The following is a 17,474-nucleotide window of genomic DNA, read 5'->3' on the forward strand; positions in this document are numbered from 1 at the left end:
TCCCATCGCTAAGAGCAAAATCTGCCCCCTTCTTCACCCCATGCCGGCGCATCGACACGCGCACGGCAACGGCGGCGCACCGGAAAACGGGCGCCCGCAGATGATCGGGGGCAGGCGTATACCTGTCCTCGCCACTGGTTTTTAGAAGTCGTTGGAATCAGAGGCTGGTGTGGCTTTTTTTGGCCACGCGATGCGGCGCGGGCTCTGGCCTGGCATCACGGTGCCAGGGCTCTGGCCACAGGGTTCGGCCGCATCGGGGCGGCATTGTAGCGCAGTGCTAGTACATTACCAATCCTTCAGATACTGACCGCCGCGGCCTGCCGGCGGGCCTGGCAAATGGCCCCGTGGTGGGTGTCTGCCCAGCGGATCAACTCGCGCAGCGGCACCAGGAACGAGCGGCCGAGGTCGGTCAGTTGGTACTCGGTGCGCGGCGGTACTTCGGCGTAGACCGTACGCAGGATGAACCCATCCTGCTCCAGGCGCTTGAGGGTGCGCGAGAGCATCTGCTTGGAGATGTCGCCGATCTCCCGGCCCAGTTCGTTGAAGCGCACCACCCGGCCGTCGAGGGCCCCGAGCAGCAGCAGGCTCCACTGGTCACCGATGCGGTCGAGCACGTCGCGGATCGGGCAGGGCTGGTCGAATTCCAGGGCTTCGGCGTTCGGTTGCATGGTAGGGCTCCAGGTGGGGGTGGTCAGCGCCGGGTGACCATGTCTCGTGGCGCTGACTTCTTGTGCGCGGCTGCGGCGCACCGTACCGTATTGCAGGTCTACTTTCCAGACCACTCTATCAGGAGCACTCCCCCCATGGCACACGTAGCATTGATCGGCGCCTCCGGCCAGGCCGGCTCGCGCATCCTCAAGGAACTCGCCGAGCGCGGCCACCGCGTGACCGCGCTGGCACGCCACCCGGAGCATATCGCCCAACTACCCGGGGTCACCGCCGCCGCGGTCGACATCCACGACCAGGCCGCGCTCAGCGCGGCGCTCAAGGGCCATGAGGTGGTGATCAGCTCGGTGCACTTCACCGCCAGCAACCCTGAGGTATTGCTTGCCGCGGTGCGCGCCAGTGGCGCGGCGCGCTACCTGGTGGTCGGCGGCGCCGGCAGCCTGCTGGCCGGCGGCAAGCGCCTGATCGACTCGCCGGACTTCCCAGCCCTGTACCTCGCCGAGGCCACCGCCGGCACCGCCTACCTGGAACGGCTGCGCAGCCAGCAGGGCCTGGACTGGACCTTCCTGTCGCCGTCGGCGATGTTCGTGCCAGGCGCGCGCACCGGGCAGTTCCGCCTCGGCGGCGATGACCTGCTGGTGGGGCCGGAGGGTAGCCAGATTTCCTTTGAAGACTACGCGGTGGCGTTGGTGGATGAGATCGAGCAGCCCAAGCACCGTGGGCAGCGCTTTACCGTGGGGTATTGAGGTTGCAGGGCGTTTCGCACGGCACAGCCGTAATGCTGTTCATTTAAGCCATTTCACGGCTTCATGGAGAGGGTCAATCTGTGAGCTCTGCTAATTCCGTGCATGAGCTCCAGGGCCTATCGCCCGGCACAGCCGGAGTGCCGGACCACGGCCTCCCACGGGTTCTGTGTTGCCCCATAAATCAAGTACTTACACAAATCTGGTGGGAGGCCGTGGTCCGGCACTCCGGCTGTGCCGGGCGAGGGGCCTGTCAGGTACTCGCCTCAAGCATCTGCTGCACCCGCTCGACCAGCGTCTCGAGGTTGAACGGCTTGGTCAGCACGCGCATCCCCGGGGCCAGGTGGCCGTTGCCGATCACCGAGTTTTCGGCATAGCCGGTGATGAACAGCACCGGCAGCGCCGGGCGCAAGGCGCGGGCGGCGTCGGCCAGTTGGCGGCCATTGAGGCCGCCGGGCAGGCCGACGTCGCTGACCAGCAGGTCGATGTTCAGCGGCCCCTGCAACAGCGCCAGGCCGGTGGCGCCGTCGGCGGCTTCCAGGGTGTGGTAGCCGAGGTCTTCAAGCACCTCGACCACCAGCATGCGCACCGCCGGTTCATCGTCGACCACCAGGATCGAACGGCTGCCGTCAGCCCGCGCCGGGGTGCTGGTGGGTGCGCTGTCGGCCTCGTGCGCGGCCTCGCCGTAATAACGCGGCAGGTAGATGCACAGCGTGCTGCCATGGCCCACTTCGGAATAAATCCGCACCTGCCCACCCGACTGGCGCACAAACCCGTAGACCATCGACAGCCCGAGCCCGGTGCCCTCCCCCAGCGGCTTGGTGGTGAAGAACGGCTCGAAGGCGCGGGCGATCACGTCTTCGCTCATGCCGCAGCCGGTGTCGGTCACGCACAGCGAGATGTACTGCCCAGGGGGCATGTCGCGCTCGCGGGCCAGGCGCTCGTCGATCCAGCGGTTGGCGGTTTCAAGGGTGATGCGGCCGCCGCCAGGCATCGCGTCGCGGGCGTTCAGGCACAGGTTGAGCAGGGCGTTTTCCAACTGCGGCGGGTCGATCAGGGTGGGCCACAGCCCAGCGGCAGTGACCACTTCGAGCAGCATCTGCGGGCCTATGCTGCGCCGCACCAGGTCTTCCATGTGCTTGACCAGGCGGTTCACATCGGTGGGCTTTGGGTCCAGCGTTTGCCGGCGGGAGAACGCCAGCAGCCGGTGGGTCAGCGCGGCAGCGCGGCGCGAGGCGCTTTGCGCGGCACTGACGTAGCGGTCCAGCTCATTCACCCGGCCCTGGGCCAGGCGGGTTTGCAGCAGTTCGAGCGAACCGGCGATGCCGGTCAGCAGGTTGTTGAAGTCATGGGCGATGCCACCGGTCAGTTGGCCCACCGCTTCCATCCGCTGCGATTGGCGCAGGGCGTCTTCGGCCAGGCGCAGGCGGGCTTGCTCGCGCACCCGGTCGCTGACGTCATAAACAAACTGATAGGCGCCGATCAACGCCCCGTCGGGGGCGCGCAACGGGGTGAACTGCATGTCGAAATGCCGCGGCAGTTGGGCCGTGCCCAGCGCCACCACTTCGCTGAATTCCTCGCCGGCGAAGGCCCGCGCCCACAACTCGCGCACCCGCGCCTGGCGCTCGGGCTCGGCGTCCATCGCCTGCAGCAGGTTGTCGCCCACCCGTGGGCGCACCCCATAGAACTGCTCGAAGCTGCGCACCGCCGAGCCGTTGATCGCCAGCCAGCGGTAATCCGGGGCCAGCACGTGGATCATCGCCCGCGAACCGTCGACCACTTCGGCCAGCACCCGGCGCGCTTCGAGGGCATCGCGCACGCGGGTTTCGAGGTGTTCGTTGAGCTCGCGCAGGGCTTTTTCCGCGGCCTTGCGCGGGGTCACGTCCTGGAACAGCACCGCCACCTGGTTGCGCGCCGCCGGCTCCATGCGGAACGCGGTCACGTCCAGGTAGCGGCCGGTGGCGATCAGCTCTTGCTCGAAGCGCACCGGCTCGCCGCTGTGCAGCACGTGGCCGTAGCGGGCGACCCACTGGTCGGCCTCGGCCGGGACCATCTCGCGCAATTTTTGCCCAACCACGTTTTCGATGCCGGCGTGCTTGGCGTAGGCCGGGTTGGCCTGCACGTGCACGTAGTCACTGAGCGGCCCGTGGGGGCCGTCGAAAAATTCGATGATGCAGAAGCCTTCGTCCATGGTGTCGAACAAAAACTGGTAGCGCTGCTGCGCCAACGCCAGCGCGGCGTCGGCGACCGGCTGGCGCGCGCGCAGTGCGCTCAGTTCGGCTTCCAGCGCCTGCACACGGGCGTGCAGCGCTTGTACGGTGGGTTCGCTCACGCCGTGGCTTCGGCCGCGGGTGCCTTGAGCCACAGCACCAGCTCGGTACCCTGCCCCGGTGCACTGCTGACCCGCGCGGTGCCGCCGGTTTTGCTGGCGAAGGCGTACACCTGGGCCAGGCCCAGGCCGGTGCCGTCGCCACCGGCCTTGGTGGTGAAAAACGGCTCGAAGGCACGCTCGGCCACCTCCGCCGGCATGCCCGGGCCGTTGTCACGCACGCTCAGGCGGATGTACTCGCCGTCGTCCAGCTCGGCATCGCCGCTTACCTGTTGTTCGCTGACCCCGATAACGATCTCGCCGGGGCCGGCGAGGGCGTCGCGGGCGTTGACCAACAGGTTGAGCAGGGCCGCTTCCAACTGGGTGGCGTCGGCCTCCAGCGCCAGTGGCGCGGCGCACAGGTCGAGGCCCAGGTCGATCTGCGGGCCGATCAGCCGGCCATACAGGTCGCAGCCCGAGGCCACCCGCTCGACCACGCAAAAGCGCTGGGGCTGGCGGTTGTCGACACGGGCGAAGGACTGCAAACGTGCCACCAACTCGGCGGCATGGGTGACCGCGCGCTGGCCCAGGCCGACCAGGTGCTTGATGTCGGCCGGGCGCTCGGCGCGGCGGTCGATCAGTTGCAGGGTGGAGTTGATCGCCTGCAGGGTGTTGTTGAAGTCGTGGGCAATGCCACTGGCCAACTGGCCGACGGTGGCGATGCGCTGGCCGTGGCGCAGCGGCGCGTGCACGGCGAGGTCATCGGCCAGCGCTTCGATCACCTGGCGGCTGAGCAGGAGGTTTTCTTTTTCACGCTGCAGTTGCGCTTCGCGCAGGCCCAGCAATACCCCCACTTGGCGCGCCAGCGCCTGCAAGGCCGAGTACTGTTCGGCGCTCAAGTCACGCGGGGTCTGGTCGATTACACACAGGGTGCCTAACGGGTGGCCGCTGGGGCTGATGATCGGCGCGCCGGCATAAAAGCGGATGTAGGGGGCATGCAGCACCAGTGGGTTGGTGGCAAAGCGCGGGTCGAGCTCGGCGTTGGGCACCACCATCAACTCATCCGGCGTGAGGATGGCGTGGGCGCAAAAGGCTTCGTCACGCGGCGTTTGCGAGGCGTCCAGGCCCACGCAGGCCTTGAACCACTGGCGGTCGACGTCGATCAACGAGACCAGCGCGATCGGCACTTGGCAGATGGCCTTGGCCAGCTCCGCAAGGTCGTCGAAGGCTTGCTCCGGCAGGCTGTCGAGCAGCTCGAGATCTTGCAGGGCCTGCAGGCGGCGGGCTTCGTCGAGTGGCAGTGCAGCGGGAATACTGGGCATAAGGCTGGGCTCAGGTGGGCCGGGCGGTGCCCGGCGCAGGGCAATGAGATGATTCTATGCTGAGTGTCAGGGTGTTTCCAATCTCAGGCCATCGGCGCCGCGCTCAACCGGCCTGGGCGATCAGGCTGTGCACGCGGCGCGCCAGGGCGTCGATCTCGAAGGGTTTGGTCAGCAGGGCCATGCCCGGTTCCAGGCGGCCTTCGCCGACCACCGCGGCCTCGGCATAGCCAGTGATGAACAACACCTTCAGGCCCGGGCGCAGCACCCGGCCGGCGTCGGCCAACTGGCGGCCGTTCATACCGCCGGGCAGGCCGACGTCGGTCAGCAGCAGGTCGATGTGCAAGCCCGACTGCAACACCGCCAGGCCCTCGGGGCCGTCGCTGGCTTCGATCACGCTGTAGCCGGCATCACTGAGCACTGCGCCGGTGAGCAGGCGCACCGTGGGTTCGTCGTCCACCAGCAGCACCGTGCGTGCCTGCCCGGCGCCACTGGCCGGGGCCTGCCCAGGTGAAGCCTCGGGCGCGCTGGCCGGGCCGTAGTAGCGCGGCAGGTAGAGGGTGAGGGTGGTGCCGCTGCCCACTTGCGAGCGGATCCGCACCTGGCCACCGGACTGGCGCACAAAGCCATAGACCATCGACAGGCCCAGGCCGGTGCCCTGGCCGATCGGCTTGGTGGTGTAGAACGGGTCGAAGGCCCGCGCCACCACCTCCGGCGCCATCCCGGCGCCACTGTCGGCCACGCTCACGGCCAGGTACTGCCCCGCCGCCAGGCCGCGTTCCAGCGCGGCGCCGGCATCGAACGAGCGGTTTTCGGTGGCCACCCGAATACGCCCGCCGCCGGGCATCGCGTCACGGGCGTTGATGCACAGGTTGAGCAGCGCGGTTTCCAGTTGGTTGGGGTCGATCAGCGCCGGCCAGAGGTCTTCGGCGCAGGCCAGTTGCACATCGATTTGCGGGCCCACGCTGCGCCCGATCAATTCTTCGAGGCCCAGCGCCAACTGGTTTACGTCGGTGGGCTTTGGGTCGAGGGTTTGCCGGCGGGAAAACGCCAGCAGGCGGTGGGTCAGTGCCGCCGCGCGCTTGGCCGCGCCCTGGGCGGCGTCGATGTAGCGCTCCATCTCGCCATGGCGGCCTTGGCGCAGGCGCAGGTGCAGCAGTTCGAGCGAACCGGTGATGCCGGCCAGCAGGTTGTTGAAGTCATGGGCCAGGCCGCCGGTCAGTTGGCCGACGGCTTCCATCTTCTGCGCTTGGCGCAGGTCTTCCTCGACCTTCTCTCGCTCGGCGATGGCATCGGCCACGCGCTGCTCCAGGCTTTCGGTGAGCGCCCGCAGCATACCGGTGGCGCGGTCACGCTCGGCCTCGATGGTGCGGCGGTGCTCGATGTCCAGCAACACCCCGGGGAAGCGCAGCGGCGTGCCGTCTTCGCTCATCTCAACCCGGCCGTTGGCCTCGATCCAGTGATACTGGCCGTCGGCGCGGCGCACGCGGTACTGGTAGGCATAGGCGCCGCCCCGGGCAATCGCTTCGTCGATGGCGGCGATCAGCCCTGGGCGGTCGTCGGGGTGCACGGTGTCGATGATCCGCGCCAGCGGCAGGCCCATGCGCGGGCCGGCGGGGTCCATGCCGAAGGCGGTGGCGAACTGCTCGTCGATGGTGAAGCGGTCAGTGGGCAGGTGCCAGAACCAGGTGCCGATGATGGCGCCGGCGGCCAACGCCAATTGCACGCGCTCGGCATCGCTGTAGCTGTCCGGGCCGGGGTCGGCCAGGCCGGTGGCGGGCTGCTGAAGGGTCATAGGGTGATTATCCGCCCGCGCCAGCGGGGTGTGGCTACAGAAGAGCGATGGCTAATTCTATACCGATACTGGCCCTTTGATGCGAGTGCTGCGACAAAGTGCCATGGCGCCGCCACTGGCCGGTAGCGGCGCCGGGCGGCCGTCAGAACGGCATCTTGAAACCAGGCGGCAGTTGCATGCCGGCGGTCATGCCACTCATCTTGTCCTGGCTGTTCTGCTCGATCTTACGCACGGCGGCATTGACCGCGGCGGCGATGAGGTCTTCGAGCACGTCTTTGTCTTCCTGCATCAGGCTGGCGTCGAGGTTGACGCGCTTGATTTCATGGCGGCCGGTCATGACCACGCTGACCAGGCCCGCGCCCGCCTCGCCGGTCACTTCGGCGTTGGCCAGTTCTTCCTGCATCTTGGCCATTTTTTCCTGCATTTGCTGGGCCTGCTTCATCAGGCCGGCCATGCCACCTTTCATCATGGGGATCACCTTAAGTGTGCGTGGTGTGGGTCGATCACTGGCTTTGGCTAGGCGTAGCGTCGACAGGTTCAATGGTATCAGCGCGAACGCTGGCACCGAATGTTTCGATTAATTGCAAGATCAGCGGGTCGCTCTGGATGGCCCGCTCGGCATCGCGCTGGCGCTCGTGGCGCTGGCGGGCGGCGGCGCGGGCGGGGGTTTCCTGCTCGGGGCGCAGCAACTCGATGGTGAGGGTGAGCGGGCGGCCCAGGTGCTGGCTGAGCGCTTCGGTCAGCCGGCGCTGCTGGGTGGCGTTGAACAGCGCGCCCTGGGCGGGGTCGAGGTGCAGGTGCCAGTGGTCGCCCTCGGCGCTGACCAGCGTGCAGTTGGCGGCGATGCTGCCGGTCAGGCCCGACACGTTGAGCTGGGGGAACAGCTCGAGCCACTGCAGGCCCAGGCCAGTGGCCGGCAGTGCCGGCGGCAGGTCGGCCTCGACCGGGGCCGCGGCGGGCTGCTCGGCGGCGTGGCTGGCCAGTTCCTCGAGGTAGCCGTACTGGGAGGCGTCGGGCTCGGGGCTGTAGCCGGTCTCGAAATAGTCGTCGTCCAGCGGCGGGGCGTCGTCGCGCAACATGCCGGCGGGGCGGTACTCGATGTCTTCGTCACTGCCCTCTTCCACTTCCGGCTCGGCTTCCGGCTCGCCGGCCGGCAGCGGCTCGGGCTCATCCTGGGGCGCCGGCGGCACGGCGCTGGCCGGCACCGGGGTGGGCATGGGCGGCAGCTCAGGGGCTTCGGCCTGGGTGTCGAGCAGCGGCACGTTCACCGGGGCCGGGGCCGCTGCGTCGTTCCAGGGCAGTTCATGCTCGGGCACCGCGGGTTCGGCGGCCGCCTGCGGCGCTGGCGCTGGCGCGGGGGTTGGGGCTGGCAGCGGCGCGGGCACGGCCGCCACCGGCTTGGCCACCGGTGCTTGGGGGCTAGCCGTGGCCGGGCTGGCCCCCAACGGCTTTAATTCGCGGGGGGGCGCCTCGCTGTCGGCGGCCGGGCGGAACGCCAGCATGCGCAGCAGGGCCATCTCGAAACCGCCACGCGGCTCCGGGGCCAAGGGCAGGTCGCGGCGCCCGTGCAGGCCCATCTGGTAATAAAACTGTACGTCTTCGGCCGGCAGCGCCTGGGCCAGGGCGAGCACCCGGTCGCGGTCGCCGTGGCCGTTGTCGACCGCCTCGGGCAGCGCCTGGGCAATGGCCACCCGGTGCAGCACGTTGAGCATTTCGGCCAGTACCCCGGCCCAGTCCGGGCCCTGCTCGGCCAGCTCGGCCACCGCCTGCAACAGCGCACGGGCGTCGCCCTCGAGCAGCGCGTTCATCACCCCGAACACCTGGCCGTGGTCGAGCGTGCCGAGCATGGCGCGCACATCGGCGGCGAGCACCTTGCCCTCACCGAAGGCGATGGCCTGGTCGGTCAGGCTCATCGCGTCGCGCATCGAGCCGTCGGCGGCGCGGCCCAGCAGCCACAGGGCGTCGGGCTCGAACGGCACGCTCTCGGCGGTGAGCACGTGCTGCAGGTGTTCGACCACCCGCTCCGGGCTCATGTTCTTCAATGAGAACTGCAGGCAGCGCGACAGCACCGTGGCCGGCAGCTTTTGCGGGTCGGTGGTGGCGAGGATGAACTTGACGTAGGGCGGGGGTTCTTCCAACGTTTTCAACAAAGCGTTGAAGGAACTGGTCGAAAGCATGTGCACTTCGTCGATCAGGTACACCTTGAAGCGCCCGCGGGTGGGCGCGTACTGCACGTTGTCGAGCAGTTCGCGGGTGTCTTCGACCTTGGTGCGGCTGGCGGCGTCGATTTCGATCAAGTCGACGAAGCGGCCTTCGTTGATTTCCTGGCAGGCCGAGCACACCCCGCACGGCTCGGAGGTGATGCCGGTTTCGCAGTTCAGGCACTTGGCGATGATCCGCGCGATGGTGGTTTTACCCACCCCGCGGGTGCCGGTAAACAGGTACGCATGGTGCAGGCGCTGGTTGTCCAGAGCGTTGATCAGCGCCTTGAGCACGTGCGCCTGCCCGACCATTTCACGGAAGGACCGAGGGCGCCATTTACGTGCAAGTACCTGATAACTCATTGAACCGATCACACCCTTCACAAAGACGGCACATGCTATCGCAGCGAGGGTTCAAAAGCACTCGCCATTGGTTATGATCAGGCCTGGGTGGCGTATCGCCATGGTTGGAGGTCGATGCATGCGGGTACTCTTCGGCACGCTGGCCCTGTTGGCCGGCCAGGCATTGGCCGAGCAAGCGCCGCTGCGTTTTGCCGTGGCCGAAAGCTGGAGCATGCCGCTGGTGCGCATCGAGCAGGGCGTGCCCACCGAGGGCATCCTTTACGACATCATGAAAAGCGCCGCCGAGCAGGCCGGCAGCCGCGCCGAGTTCCGGGTGATGGCGCGCCTGCGCACCCAGGCGGCGATGGACCAGGGCGAGGTCGACGTGCGCTGCTACACCGGCCAGTCGTTCAGCCCGAACCTGTCGGGGGACTTCATCTGGAGCCTGCCGCTGGTGCGCCAGCGGGATTTTCTCGTGGGCCTGCCGGGTAACCCCAGCGAACCGCCCAGCGGGCAGGCCCCGGCCGCACACGTCGGCACCGTGCTGGGCTACCAGTACCCGGCGCTGCAGGGCGCCTTCGACACCCAGGCGCTGGTGCGCGACGATGCCCGCAACCAGGACCAGGTGCTGCTCAAACTGCTGGTAGGCCGCTACCGCTACGCGGTCAGCAACGAGCTGACCCTCGACTGGTTCAACAGCCTGCAGCCGCCCGAACAGCGGCTGAGCAAACTGCGTTTGCTCGACGACCAGGTGCTGGGCTGCTATGTACGTAACGACCCGCGCCTGCCGGTGCAGAGTTTGCTGCGGGCGTTCGTGCGCATGCGCCAGTCGGGGGAGCTGGAGCGAATTTTCCAGCGCTACCAGCCGGGGCCTTGAGCGCCCCGGGAGCAGGCTTCCAACTGCCCACACCCACCCTGCGCAGCTCAGATGGGCGGCCATCCCTTGCCCAGGAGGCAACCCCCATGGCCCCATCCCCACTCATCCCGCGCCGGCGCACCACGCTACTGGTAGTACACTGCTCGGCCACCGGCCCCGACTCCGACATCGGCTGCCAGGACATCACCGCCTGGCACCTCAAGCGTGGCTGGGCCGCGGTTGGCTACCACTATGTGATCCGCCGCGACGGCACCCTTGAGGCCGGCCGCCCGGAGGGCAGCATCGGCGCCCATGTGGCCGGGCACAACGCCACCTCGATCGGCGTGTGCCTGGTCGGCGGGCTGGACGCTGCCGGGCAACCGGCCTGCAACTACACCGAAGCGCAAATGGCCAGCCTGCGGCGGGTGCTCGGCGAGTTGCACGGCCGCTACCCGGCCGCGCGCATCGTTGGCCACCGCGACCTGTCACCGGACGGCAACGGCGATGGGGTGATCAGCCCAAACGAATACCTCAAGGCCTGCCCGTGCTTCGACGTCGGCGAATGGCTGGCGGCCAACCCGCTGGGGTGATCAGCCGGCCTTGCGCAGGCGCACCGTGTAGTGCGCCTGCACGCCACTCATCTGCGGCTGAAAGTGGGTATTGGTGATCGCGTACAGGTCCACCACCCCAGCGCCCTTGTGGTGTTCAAGGGTGTCGCCGGCACCGGCATTGAGGGTCACTTCCCAGATCAGCGCCTTGTTTGGCTCCAGCTGTGTTTCAAAAGGGCCGAAGCGGGTGCCATCGATACGCACGATATAGACCGTATCCAAAGGCTGGCTGAGCGACTGTTCCACGTGCGGGTACTCCGTAACAAATTCATACTTCATCAAACCGTGAAATATGAAGCAGCCGCCGAAGCTTGTAAATGTGCAGCGTTATTTGGCCAGGTAATACTGGTGGCAGTCGTTGAGGTACTGCTCCTTCACGCTGCTTACGCTGGTGGTCGCGCTGCTCCGGTACACGCTGTCGGCAATCGCCTGGCTCATGCGTGGCTGCCAGCCGCGGGAATAATGAAGCTGGTCGAGCGAGACCATGAAGTCTTTACGGCTAACCCCCTTCAGGAGTTTCTCCTGGGCCAGCCCGGCGATGCTTTTGCCCCACAGGCAGCGGGCAGCGATGCCTTCGTCGAGATCACCCGCTTCCGGCAGGGCCCCTGCCTGGGCGCTTGCGCACACACCTACCAGGGCCAAGGCCCCAGCCCATTGCCAAACACACTGAAAAACCATGACCGAACGTCCTTAATTGAGCCAGAAGCAGTGACCCAACCTGCGCGCAAAAGTGCGGAATTTATTTAGCCATCTTTTTACTAAAGGGCCGCCTGAGGGCACCAGCCGTGGCGTCAGCCGAGTGTAGGCTTTCGGCCAGCTACTGCCGCGGTCGAAGCTCACCCAGGCTTGGATGTCGGCCTGTACATTCGGCTTGAAGCCCGACAGCGAGGTCACTGGCAGCAGCACGGTCAGGGTTTGCCCCACCTCACTGGCAATTACCGCCCGCGCCACTACCTCAACTTCACGGCTTTTCCCACTGCTGGCATCGAGCCCGGTCACCGACACACGGATGAACTGCCCCACGTGCATCATCGCCCACTGGTGTAAATAGAGGGTGGCGCCCTGGCTGGGCAACTCACTGAGCACCAACGCGTCCCTGCCGCGCAGCTCCAGGCAGTCCAGCGCGGCCAGGGTAAAGTCAGCCTGCACCGCCAGCACCAAGGCATCGGAGCCATGCACCACGCCCTTGGCGTCGGTCACTTCATAGCGCACCTGCAGTTGGCCCTCCAGGTACGCCGCCGCAGCCTCGGCGGGCAGCTCATTGGTGCCCGGGGCAACCGCCGGGTCGATGCGCCGGTAGCCAGCCTCGCCCGCTTGCCCCCAATGCAAGACCACCCGCTCACCCGGGTTGATCACCGCCGCCGCCGGCACCTGCACGCTCACCCCGCGCACGCCCTGGGTGGCCTTGAGGGTTTGCGCCGCGCCCGTACCACTGGCTTGCTCAACCTGCGCCGGCGGCAACACCCGCGGGATGGGCCGGGTGTCGAACGCCACGCTGGCCGCCCAACTCACATTCGAGGTGTTACCGGCGCGGTCGGCCAGTTGGTAAAAAGCACTGAAGTGGCCTTGGCCACGCTCGCGCAGCGGCGCGCCTGGGAAGCTGAGCGTGCGTTCAGGTTGCAGCTCGCCCAGTGTGGCGCGCCCCGCCTGCTGCTCCGCTTCGCCGTCGAACTGCCAATACCAGGTGATCACATCGGTGGCCAGCGCCCCGCTGTAGGCCGGGAAGCTGGCGTTCAGGGTTTCGCCGTGGTCCTGCAGCCACTGGTCGGTTACCCCACCGCTGACCACCTCGGGCGGGAACTGCAACTGGCCAGCGGAGCCTGAGACGGGCTGGGGTGCCTGGGTGTCGACCGTGATCACCAGGGAGTCGCTGCGGTCGGTCATGCCGGTAAGTTCGATAAATATCTCGTAATGCAGCGTATGCGGGCCGTCGGGCAGGTCGTACGGCATCAGATAGAACCGTACCGCCTGGGCATCGCCTTCTTCGATGTCACTGAAGTAAAGCTCTTGGCCGTTGACGAACAGGCCCACGCGCTGCTTGCCCTCCCCCGGCTTGGGCATGTTCGCCCACGGCGGCACGACCACCTCCACCCCGGCGATCACCAGCGCCATGGGCAGCAGGTTAAGCTTGCCGTCGCCGGCGTCGGGCAGAATGCCCTCCACCTGTGGGTGGACCAGCTCACGGGGGGTTGGGCGTGCCATGGTGATGCTCCTTGATCAGCGGTTTTACCAGAGGTATCGCACCCCGGCATTGACGCCCCAGGGCTGCTCGATGCGCTCGCCCTTGGCGTAATCGAAATCAGCATGCAGTTGCAGGCGCTCGGCCAGGTTCACCGCAACGCCGGCACCCAGCTCGCCACGCGAGCCAGCCAAATCATTGTTGAAACGGTTGCCGTTGACCGCCACCTCGTTGCGCTTGGCGAACTCGTGGGCCAGCGCGGCGCGCACATAGGGTTGCACGCTGCGGCCTTCGCCCAGCTCGATGCGCCGGCCAAGCGTGGCGCCAGCCTTGCCCAGCAGCGAGCGGGCGCTGTCGCCGCTGGCCTGCAGGCCATTGTCGAGGTTGAACTGGCGGCCCTGCACCACCAGGCTGGAGGCCTGGGCATAGGGTTCGACGAACCAGCCCTCGGCCAGGGCAATGTGCCGGCCCACTTCCAGCGAGGCGCCCACGCCGTAATTGTCGTAGTCGCCCTGGGTGCGGCTGCCGTCGCTCAAGGCCACCTTGGCCTCATTGCGGAACTGGTTCACCTTGGCCACGGCGTCGATGTAGTACCCGCTGGGGGCGTCGAGCCAGGTGGCATAAGCGCCGGCGTAGAGGCTTTTCACCTCGCCAGTGGTACCGCGCTGCAGGTCGAGGGCCGACTGGCTGTAGCCGCCCATCAGGCCGAGGCGCCATTGGCCGTCGCCCAGCGCCACCGGGGTGTCGGCGCCAAACGAGAGGCCCTGCTGCTGCTGGCGGTAGCCGATGCCTTCGGCGGTCGCCACGTTCATTTTGTTGCCGTAGGCGCGCAGCCAACCACCGGCCTGGCTGGCATCACGGCGGATCTCGCCCATGCGGCTGCGCAAGGTGGTCATCTCGCCGTACCACACGCTGGGCGCGGTATTGAACAGCGCCAACGCGGAGGCGGCACCCGGGCTGATGATCTTTTGCGTGCCATCAAGGTACCAGTCGCTGTTACCGTTCTCGCCCACCAGTTGGTAAGACCACGCGCCGAGGTCGACCAGGCCGTTCTTCAGCGAGAAGCTGGCGTTGCCGTCGGCGGTGTGAACCACTTGGATCCGCGCCTGGGCGGCGTCCTGGCCGCTGCTGGCAACGTTGAGCACATGGCTGCCGGCGGAGCTGCCGGTGACGTCGATAAAGTCGGTCTGGCCGGTGGCGAAGTTGGTGCGCAGGTCGAACTCACCGTTGCCGGAGAGGTTGCCCACGGTCAGGCTGCGAAAGGCGTTGTCGTCGCCCAGGCGCACCACACCACCGCTCAGGGCGAGGTTTTCCTGGGTGGTGTTCTCCACCAGTTGCCAGGCGGCGCCATTGGCCAGGCTGACGTTGGCGACGTTTTCCAGGCGGCCGGTGAACAGCGCGCCGTCGGTCATGCTCAACGCGGCGGTGCCAGTGGCCTGGCCGAGGATGTTCCCGGTGAGGCTGGCGCCCTGGCCGAGTGTGAGGTTCAAGGTGGCGTTGTCGCCGGCGAGCAGGCTGCCTTCCAGCGCCGAGCCGAGCACGGTCACGTCTGCCTGGCTGTCTTGGGCGACGTCGATCAGGCGCCCGCCTTCGCCCTGCAGGGTGCTGCCGTTGCTGATCAGAATCTGCGCCGTGCCCTTGCGCGCGGCAGTGCCGACGGCGATCGCCGCACCGCCGAGGCCGGTCACGTCGGTGTCGCTCAGGCTCAAGATGCTCAGCTCGGTACCGACAAAGCCATCGTTGACGCGGATCCCGTACAATGCGCCAGTAATCGCCGAGCCGCGCGCGTCGAGCGTGGCGTTGTAGCTTTCTAGCCCGCTCACGCTGTTACCGGTGACCGTGCTGTCGATCAGCGTCAGCGTTGAACCCACGCCCAGATACACGCCCACGGTACCCTCCACGGTGCTACCGCCTCTGACGGTGGCCGTGGCCATCGTGCCGGTGGAGGGGTCTTCCAGCATCGCCAACCCCCGGCCGCCGCTGGAGCTCACATGAACCCCGTCGAGGTCCGCGCTGGCGCCCCTCAAGTCGATGGCATGGCTGCTGTTGGTCACCGTGCCCCCTTGCAGGACCAGGGCGCCGCCCCCCCTCGCCTGTACCGAATTCAGCCGGGCGCCGTTACCGGTCAAGGTCGCCCCGGAAAAAATCACGTAATCATCAGGCGCGGTATTGCTATTGATGGTCAGGTCACTGGTGACATCGCGTGCCAGCACACTATCGCTTAACATCCATAATGAACCGAACAAAGCTAAGTGAACCGAGCGAGCCAGCAATGACGCAGTGCGAGTTGTCATGATGTTTCCCTTTGGAAATGATGTGATACGGAATGCCCTGCAAAGTACCCATCGGCTCACATCAAGTAACTCAGACAACTCCTAAACTGACCGAAAGCCACGCTTAACCCTCCCGTTAACGCAACGTACAACTGTCTTGCCCCCAGCAATCGCCATCGGCCCTGAGCAAGGTCAACTGCACATTGCTCGCTACCGGGCCCTGGACCACCTTGCCGTCGGCGCGGGTGACGCTGAACCCCACCTCAAGCCGCGCGGTCGGCGGCGAAGCGCAGCTGCCGTCCCAGTGGTAAGTGACCTTGCCGTGCGGTACGTAGGGGACTAGCACGTCAAAGCCCTGGACTTCAGCCGCGGTGAGGGGGTGGTCAACCAGCTCGAACCTGCCGCCTTGGTTTTCGGGGATCGGGTCTGAGCTGGTGGGCCCTTTGTAGCTTTGCCACGTCAGGCTCAGGGTGTCGCCCGCCTTGATGCTCAGCGGTGGTTGCGACAGGTCGGGGATGCGCACCACCATCACCGCGTCGTTTTCATCCGCCGGTATGCTCGGCGTGCCCAGCGCGTTGCGATCCTGCAGGGCGCCACAATGCACACGGGTGGTGCCGTTGCCGGGGTCGTAGGCGTTGGGGAAACTCACCGGCTCGGCCAGCAGCGGCAACTGTGAAGTGTCCACCGGGGTATCGGCTGACTGTTGGAAGTTGCCCACAGGGTACTCAGGCTTATACAAGCGGTAATAAGCGATGGCCTGTTGCTGGCCGAGGATGCTTTCCAGGTCTGCCCAGGCGAGGTCGACTGCACGTTCATCCTGAGGTTTATCGGCGGCCAGTACTGTGTAAGTGGCGATCTTCTGGTCTTGCCAGTAGAAGTCGATCACATCGTCCGCCTCGGCGCCTTCGAACACCTCGAAGCTGAATTTACCGTCCTTGCCATAGTCGGCTTCGGGGATTTCATCGGTGGCGCCGCTGGCGCTTTCAAACGCCAGCCGCGCCAGGTTGGGGTTGACCGGGTCGGGGAAGTTCGGGTTGGTCGGCCCGGTGCTGCGCAGGTCGACCGTCACCGTCAGCCCCGCCGACTCGCTCGAGCGCCAGCCCAGGCGGGTGACTCTGTAGCTGACCGGCACATCGACCGGCGCGGTGGCGGCGCCGAACGAGGCGATCACGGTGGCGCTGGCCACCGAAACCAACGAATCGGCACCCGCCGGGTTGGCCAGGAAACCGCCGACCGGCTGCTGCCCCCACTGCACCGGCAAACCATCATCGCGTTGCTGGTTGGCATAGGCCTTGACCCGCAGGTCTACGCCGTTGCGTACGTCTTCAAGGTCGATATAGGCGCGCCCACTGACCAGCTCGGGCGCCGGCAAGCTGGCCGGGGGCAACGCGCTGAGCACCAGTGAAACCCGGGCCGGCAGGGCCAGCGCCGAGAGGTTGCCAGACACATCGCGCAGGGCGTAGGTCAGGTAGTACTCGCCCTCGCCTTTGGCTTCCAGCGCGGCACGGGAGATGGCCACTTCCGTATCCCCCGCGACAGTGGCGGCCTGGTGCAGCGGCACCGTACCCGGCTGCTCGGGCATTTCGCTTTCCAGGAACAGGTATACCTGGTCCTTGCTGGCCCAATCGGCATAGCTCGGCACGGCCACCTTCAGTTCATCGTTGTTCGCGCCAAGGTATTCCAGGGTGACTACGGCTTCGGCTGGCAGCGGTGGCAGCGGGTTCTTGTCGTTGTTGCCGGCGTAGGGCGCCAGCTTGTCGGCGACGACCGTGAGCGCTTTGCCTGTGACCGGCGTTCCCCAGGTGTCAACCACCGCCTGGAATCGATAGCTGCCATCAGGCACCAATTCGCTGGCGGGTACGGTCCATTCATACGGCAGGGCGGGGTCACCCAGGCCGTAGTTCTTATCCTCGTGAACAGTCTCCCAATCACCGCCCTCCCGCGAGCGCTGGATCACCAGAGTGCCTCCGTCATCCCAATTGACCGGTGGCTGCACCTGGATTGGCAGGCCATTGACCCAAGCACTGCGCTTGAGGCGGTAGTCGCCGGGGTCGCTGGTATCGGCATAGGCCTGCGGGTCTACGGTGGTTTCAGAGGGTTCGGCCATTACCACGCTTAGGCGCAGGTGAGCGTTGAGTTGGGTGGCGTGGGCGGATAGCCGTGGGGCGGTGTTGTGGGTCATGG

General features: G+C 66.8%; 13 protein-coding genes and 1 pseudogene. 3 read left to right on the forward strand and 11 right to left on the reverse strand.

The genetic code is table 11. From position 1 onward, the window contains the following. Window positions 1-296: 296 nt before the first annotated feature. A complete protein-coding gene (locus ACFZCE_RS10530) occupies window positions 297-668 on the reverse strand; it encodes a winged helix-turn-helix transcriptional regulator (protein ID WP_390938691.1) in 372 nt (123 codons plus the stop codon). 135 nt (window positions 669-803) lie between these two features. On the opposite strand from ACFZCE_RS10530, the gene ACFZCE_RS10535 reads away from it, so the two are divergent. Further along, the gene (locus tag ACFZCE_RS10535; protein ID WP_390938693.1) at window positions 804-1,412 is read left to right on the forward strand and encodes an NAD(P)H-binding protein; all 609 of its coding nucleotides are present in this window, start codon (window positions 804-806) and stop codon (window positions 1,410-1,412) included. A 250-nt stretch (window positions 1,413-1,662) separates the two neighbouring features. Here ACFZCE_RS10535 and ACFZCE_RS10540 read toward each other — a convergent pair whose 3' ends face one another. From ACFZCE_RS10540 to dnaX, 5 genes and pseudogenes are all read right to left on the reverse strand, one after another. Continuing rightward, complete coding sequence (locus tag ACFZCE_RS10540) at window positions 1,663-3,741, reverse strand: PAS domain-containing protein (RefSeq protein ID WP_390938695.1); 2,079 nt, start codon at window positions 3,739-3,741, stop codon at window positions 1,663-1,665. Beyond that, a complete protein-coding gene (locus tag ACFZCE_RS10545; protein ID WP_390938697.1) occupies window positions 3,738-5,039 on the reverse strand; it encodes an ATP-binding protein in 1,302 nt (433 codons plus the stop codon). Before ACFZCE_RS10545 ends, ACFZCE_RS10540 begins: the two co-directional genes overlap by 4 nt. Before the next feature lie 103 nt (window positions 5,040-5,142). Continuing rightward, window positions 5,143-6,774, reverse strand: a pseudogene (locus ACFZCE_RS10550) (ATP-binding protein); the annotation flags it as partial. Window positions 6,775-6,973: 199 nt separating this feature from the next. After that, on the reverse strand, window positions 6,974-7,300 hold the full coding sequence (locus ACFZCE_RS10555) for a YbaB/EbfC family nucleoid-associated protein (protein WP_390938699.1): 327 nt from the start codon (window positions 7,298-7,300) through the stop codon (window positions 6,974-6,976). Window positions 7,301-7,334: 34 nt separating this feature from the next. Next, window positions 7,335-9,395: a DNA polymerase III subunit gamma/tau gene (dnaX, locus tag ACFZCE_RS10560; RefSeq protein WP_390938701.1), complete on the reverse strand. Its 2,061-nt coding sequence runs from the start codon at window positions 9,393-9,395 to the stop codon at window positions 7,335-7,337. Window positions 9,396-9,513: 118 nt separating this feature from the next. Between dnaX and ACFZCE_RS10565 the strand changes: the two genes are divergently transcribed. Continuing rightward, window positions 9,514-10,251: a substrate-binding periplasmic protein gene (locus ACFZCE_RS10565; protein ID WP_390938703.1), complete on the forward strand. Its 738-nt coding sequence runs from the start codon at window positions 9,514-9,516 to the stop codon at window positions 10,249-10,251. Window positions 10,252-10,337: 86 nt separating this feature from the next. Next, entirely contained in the window at window positions 10,338-10,820 is a 483-nt protein-coding gene (locus ACFZCE_RS10570) for an N-acetylmuramoyl-L-alanine amidase (protein WP_390938705.1), read from the forward strand. Here ACFZCE_RS10570 and ACFZCE_RS10575 read toward each other — a convergent pair whose 3' ends face one another. From ACFZCE_RS10575 to ACFZCE_RS10595, 5 genes are all read right to left on the reverse strand, one after another. After that, window positions 10,821-11,084, reverse strand: coding sequence for a hypothetical protein (locus tag ACFZCE_RS10575; protein ID WP_390938707.1), 264 nt, complete (start codon window positions 11,082-11,084; stop codon window positions 10,821-10,823). Between the two features lie 81 nt (window positions 11,085-11,165). Then, on the reverse strand, window positions 11,166-11,480 hold the full coding sequence (locus tag ACFZCE_RS10580) for a hypothetical protein (protein ID WP_390938709.1): 315 nt from the start codon (window positions 11,478-11,480) through the stop codon (window positions 11,166-11,168). 48 nt (window positions 11,481-11,528) lie between these two features. After that, on the reverse strand, window positions 11,529-13,040 hold the full coding sequence (locus ACFZCE_RS10585; RefSeq protein WP_390938711.1) for a hypothetical protein: 1,512 nt from the start codon (window positions 13,038-13,040) through the stop codon (window positions 11,529-11,531). Between the two features lie 24 nt (window positions 13,041-13,064). After that, window positions 13,065-15,230: an autotransporter outer membrane beta-barrel domain-containing protein gene (locus tag ACFZCE_RS10590; protein WP_390938713.1), complete on the reverse strand. Its 2,166-nt coding sequence runs from the start codon at window positions 15,228-15,230 to the stop codon at window positions 13,065-13,067. A gap of 196 nt (window positions 15,231-15,426) precedes the next feature. After that, window positions 15,427-17,472 carry a hypothetical protein gene (locus ACFZCE_RS10595; protein ID WP_390938715.1) on the reverse strand — a complete coding sequence of 682 codons (2,046 nt, stop codon included), beginning with the start codon at window positions 17,470-17,472 and terminating at the stop codon, window positions 15,427-15,429. Window positions 17,473-17,474: the final 2 nt, after the last annotated feature.

The organism is Pseudomonas sp. NPDC007930 (assembly GCF_042958985.1).
Lineage (GTDB): Bacteria > Pseudomonadota > Gammaproteobacteria > Pseudomonadales > Pseudomonadaceae > Aquipseudomonas.

Bases quoted from the DNA above. Each gene is read 5' to 3' on its own strand.
- ACFZCE_RS10545 (WP_390938697.1), bottom strand. From the start codon at position 5,039: ATGCCCAGTATTCCCGCTGCACTGCCACTCGACGAAGCCCGCCGCCTG.
- ACFZCE_RS10535 (WP_390938693.1), top strand. From the start codon at position 804: ATGGCACACGTAGCATTGATCGGCGCCTCCGGCCAGGCCGGCTCGCGC.
- ACFZCE_RS10595 (WP_390938715.1), bottom strand. From the start codon at position 17,472: ATGACCCACAACACCGCCCCACGGCTATCCGCCCACGCCACCCAACTC.
- ACFZCE_RS10555 (WP_390938699.1), bottom strand. From the start codon at position 7,300: ATGATGAAAGGTGGCATGGCCGGCCTGATGAAGCAGGCCCAGCAAATG.
- ACFZCE_RS10565 (WP_390938703.1), top strand. From the start codon at position 9,514: ATGCGGGTACTCTTCGGCACGCTGGCCCTGTTGGCCGGCCAGGCATTG.
- ACFZCE_RS10585 (WP_390938711.1), bottom strand. From the start codon at position 13,040: ATGGCACGCCCAACCCCCCGTGAGCTGGTCCACCCACAGGTGGAGGGC.
- ACFZCE_RS10530 (WP_390938691.1), bottom strand. From the start codon at position 668: ATGCAACCGAACGCCGAAGCCCTGGAATTCGACCAGCCCTGCCCGATC.
- ACFZCE_RS10570 (WP_390938705.1), top strand. From the start codon at position 10,338: ATGGCCCCATCCCCACTCATCCCGCGCCGGCGCACCACGCTACTGGTA.
- dnaX (WP_390938701.1), bottom strand. From the start codon at position 9,395: ATGAGTTATCAGGTACTTGCACGTAAATGGCGCCCTCGGTCCTTCCGT.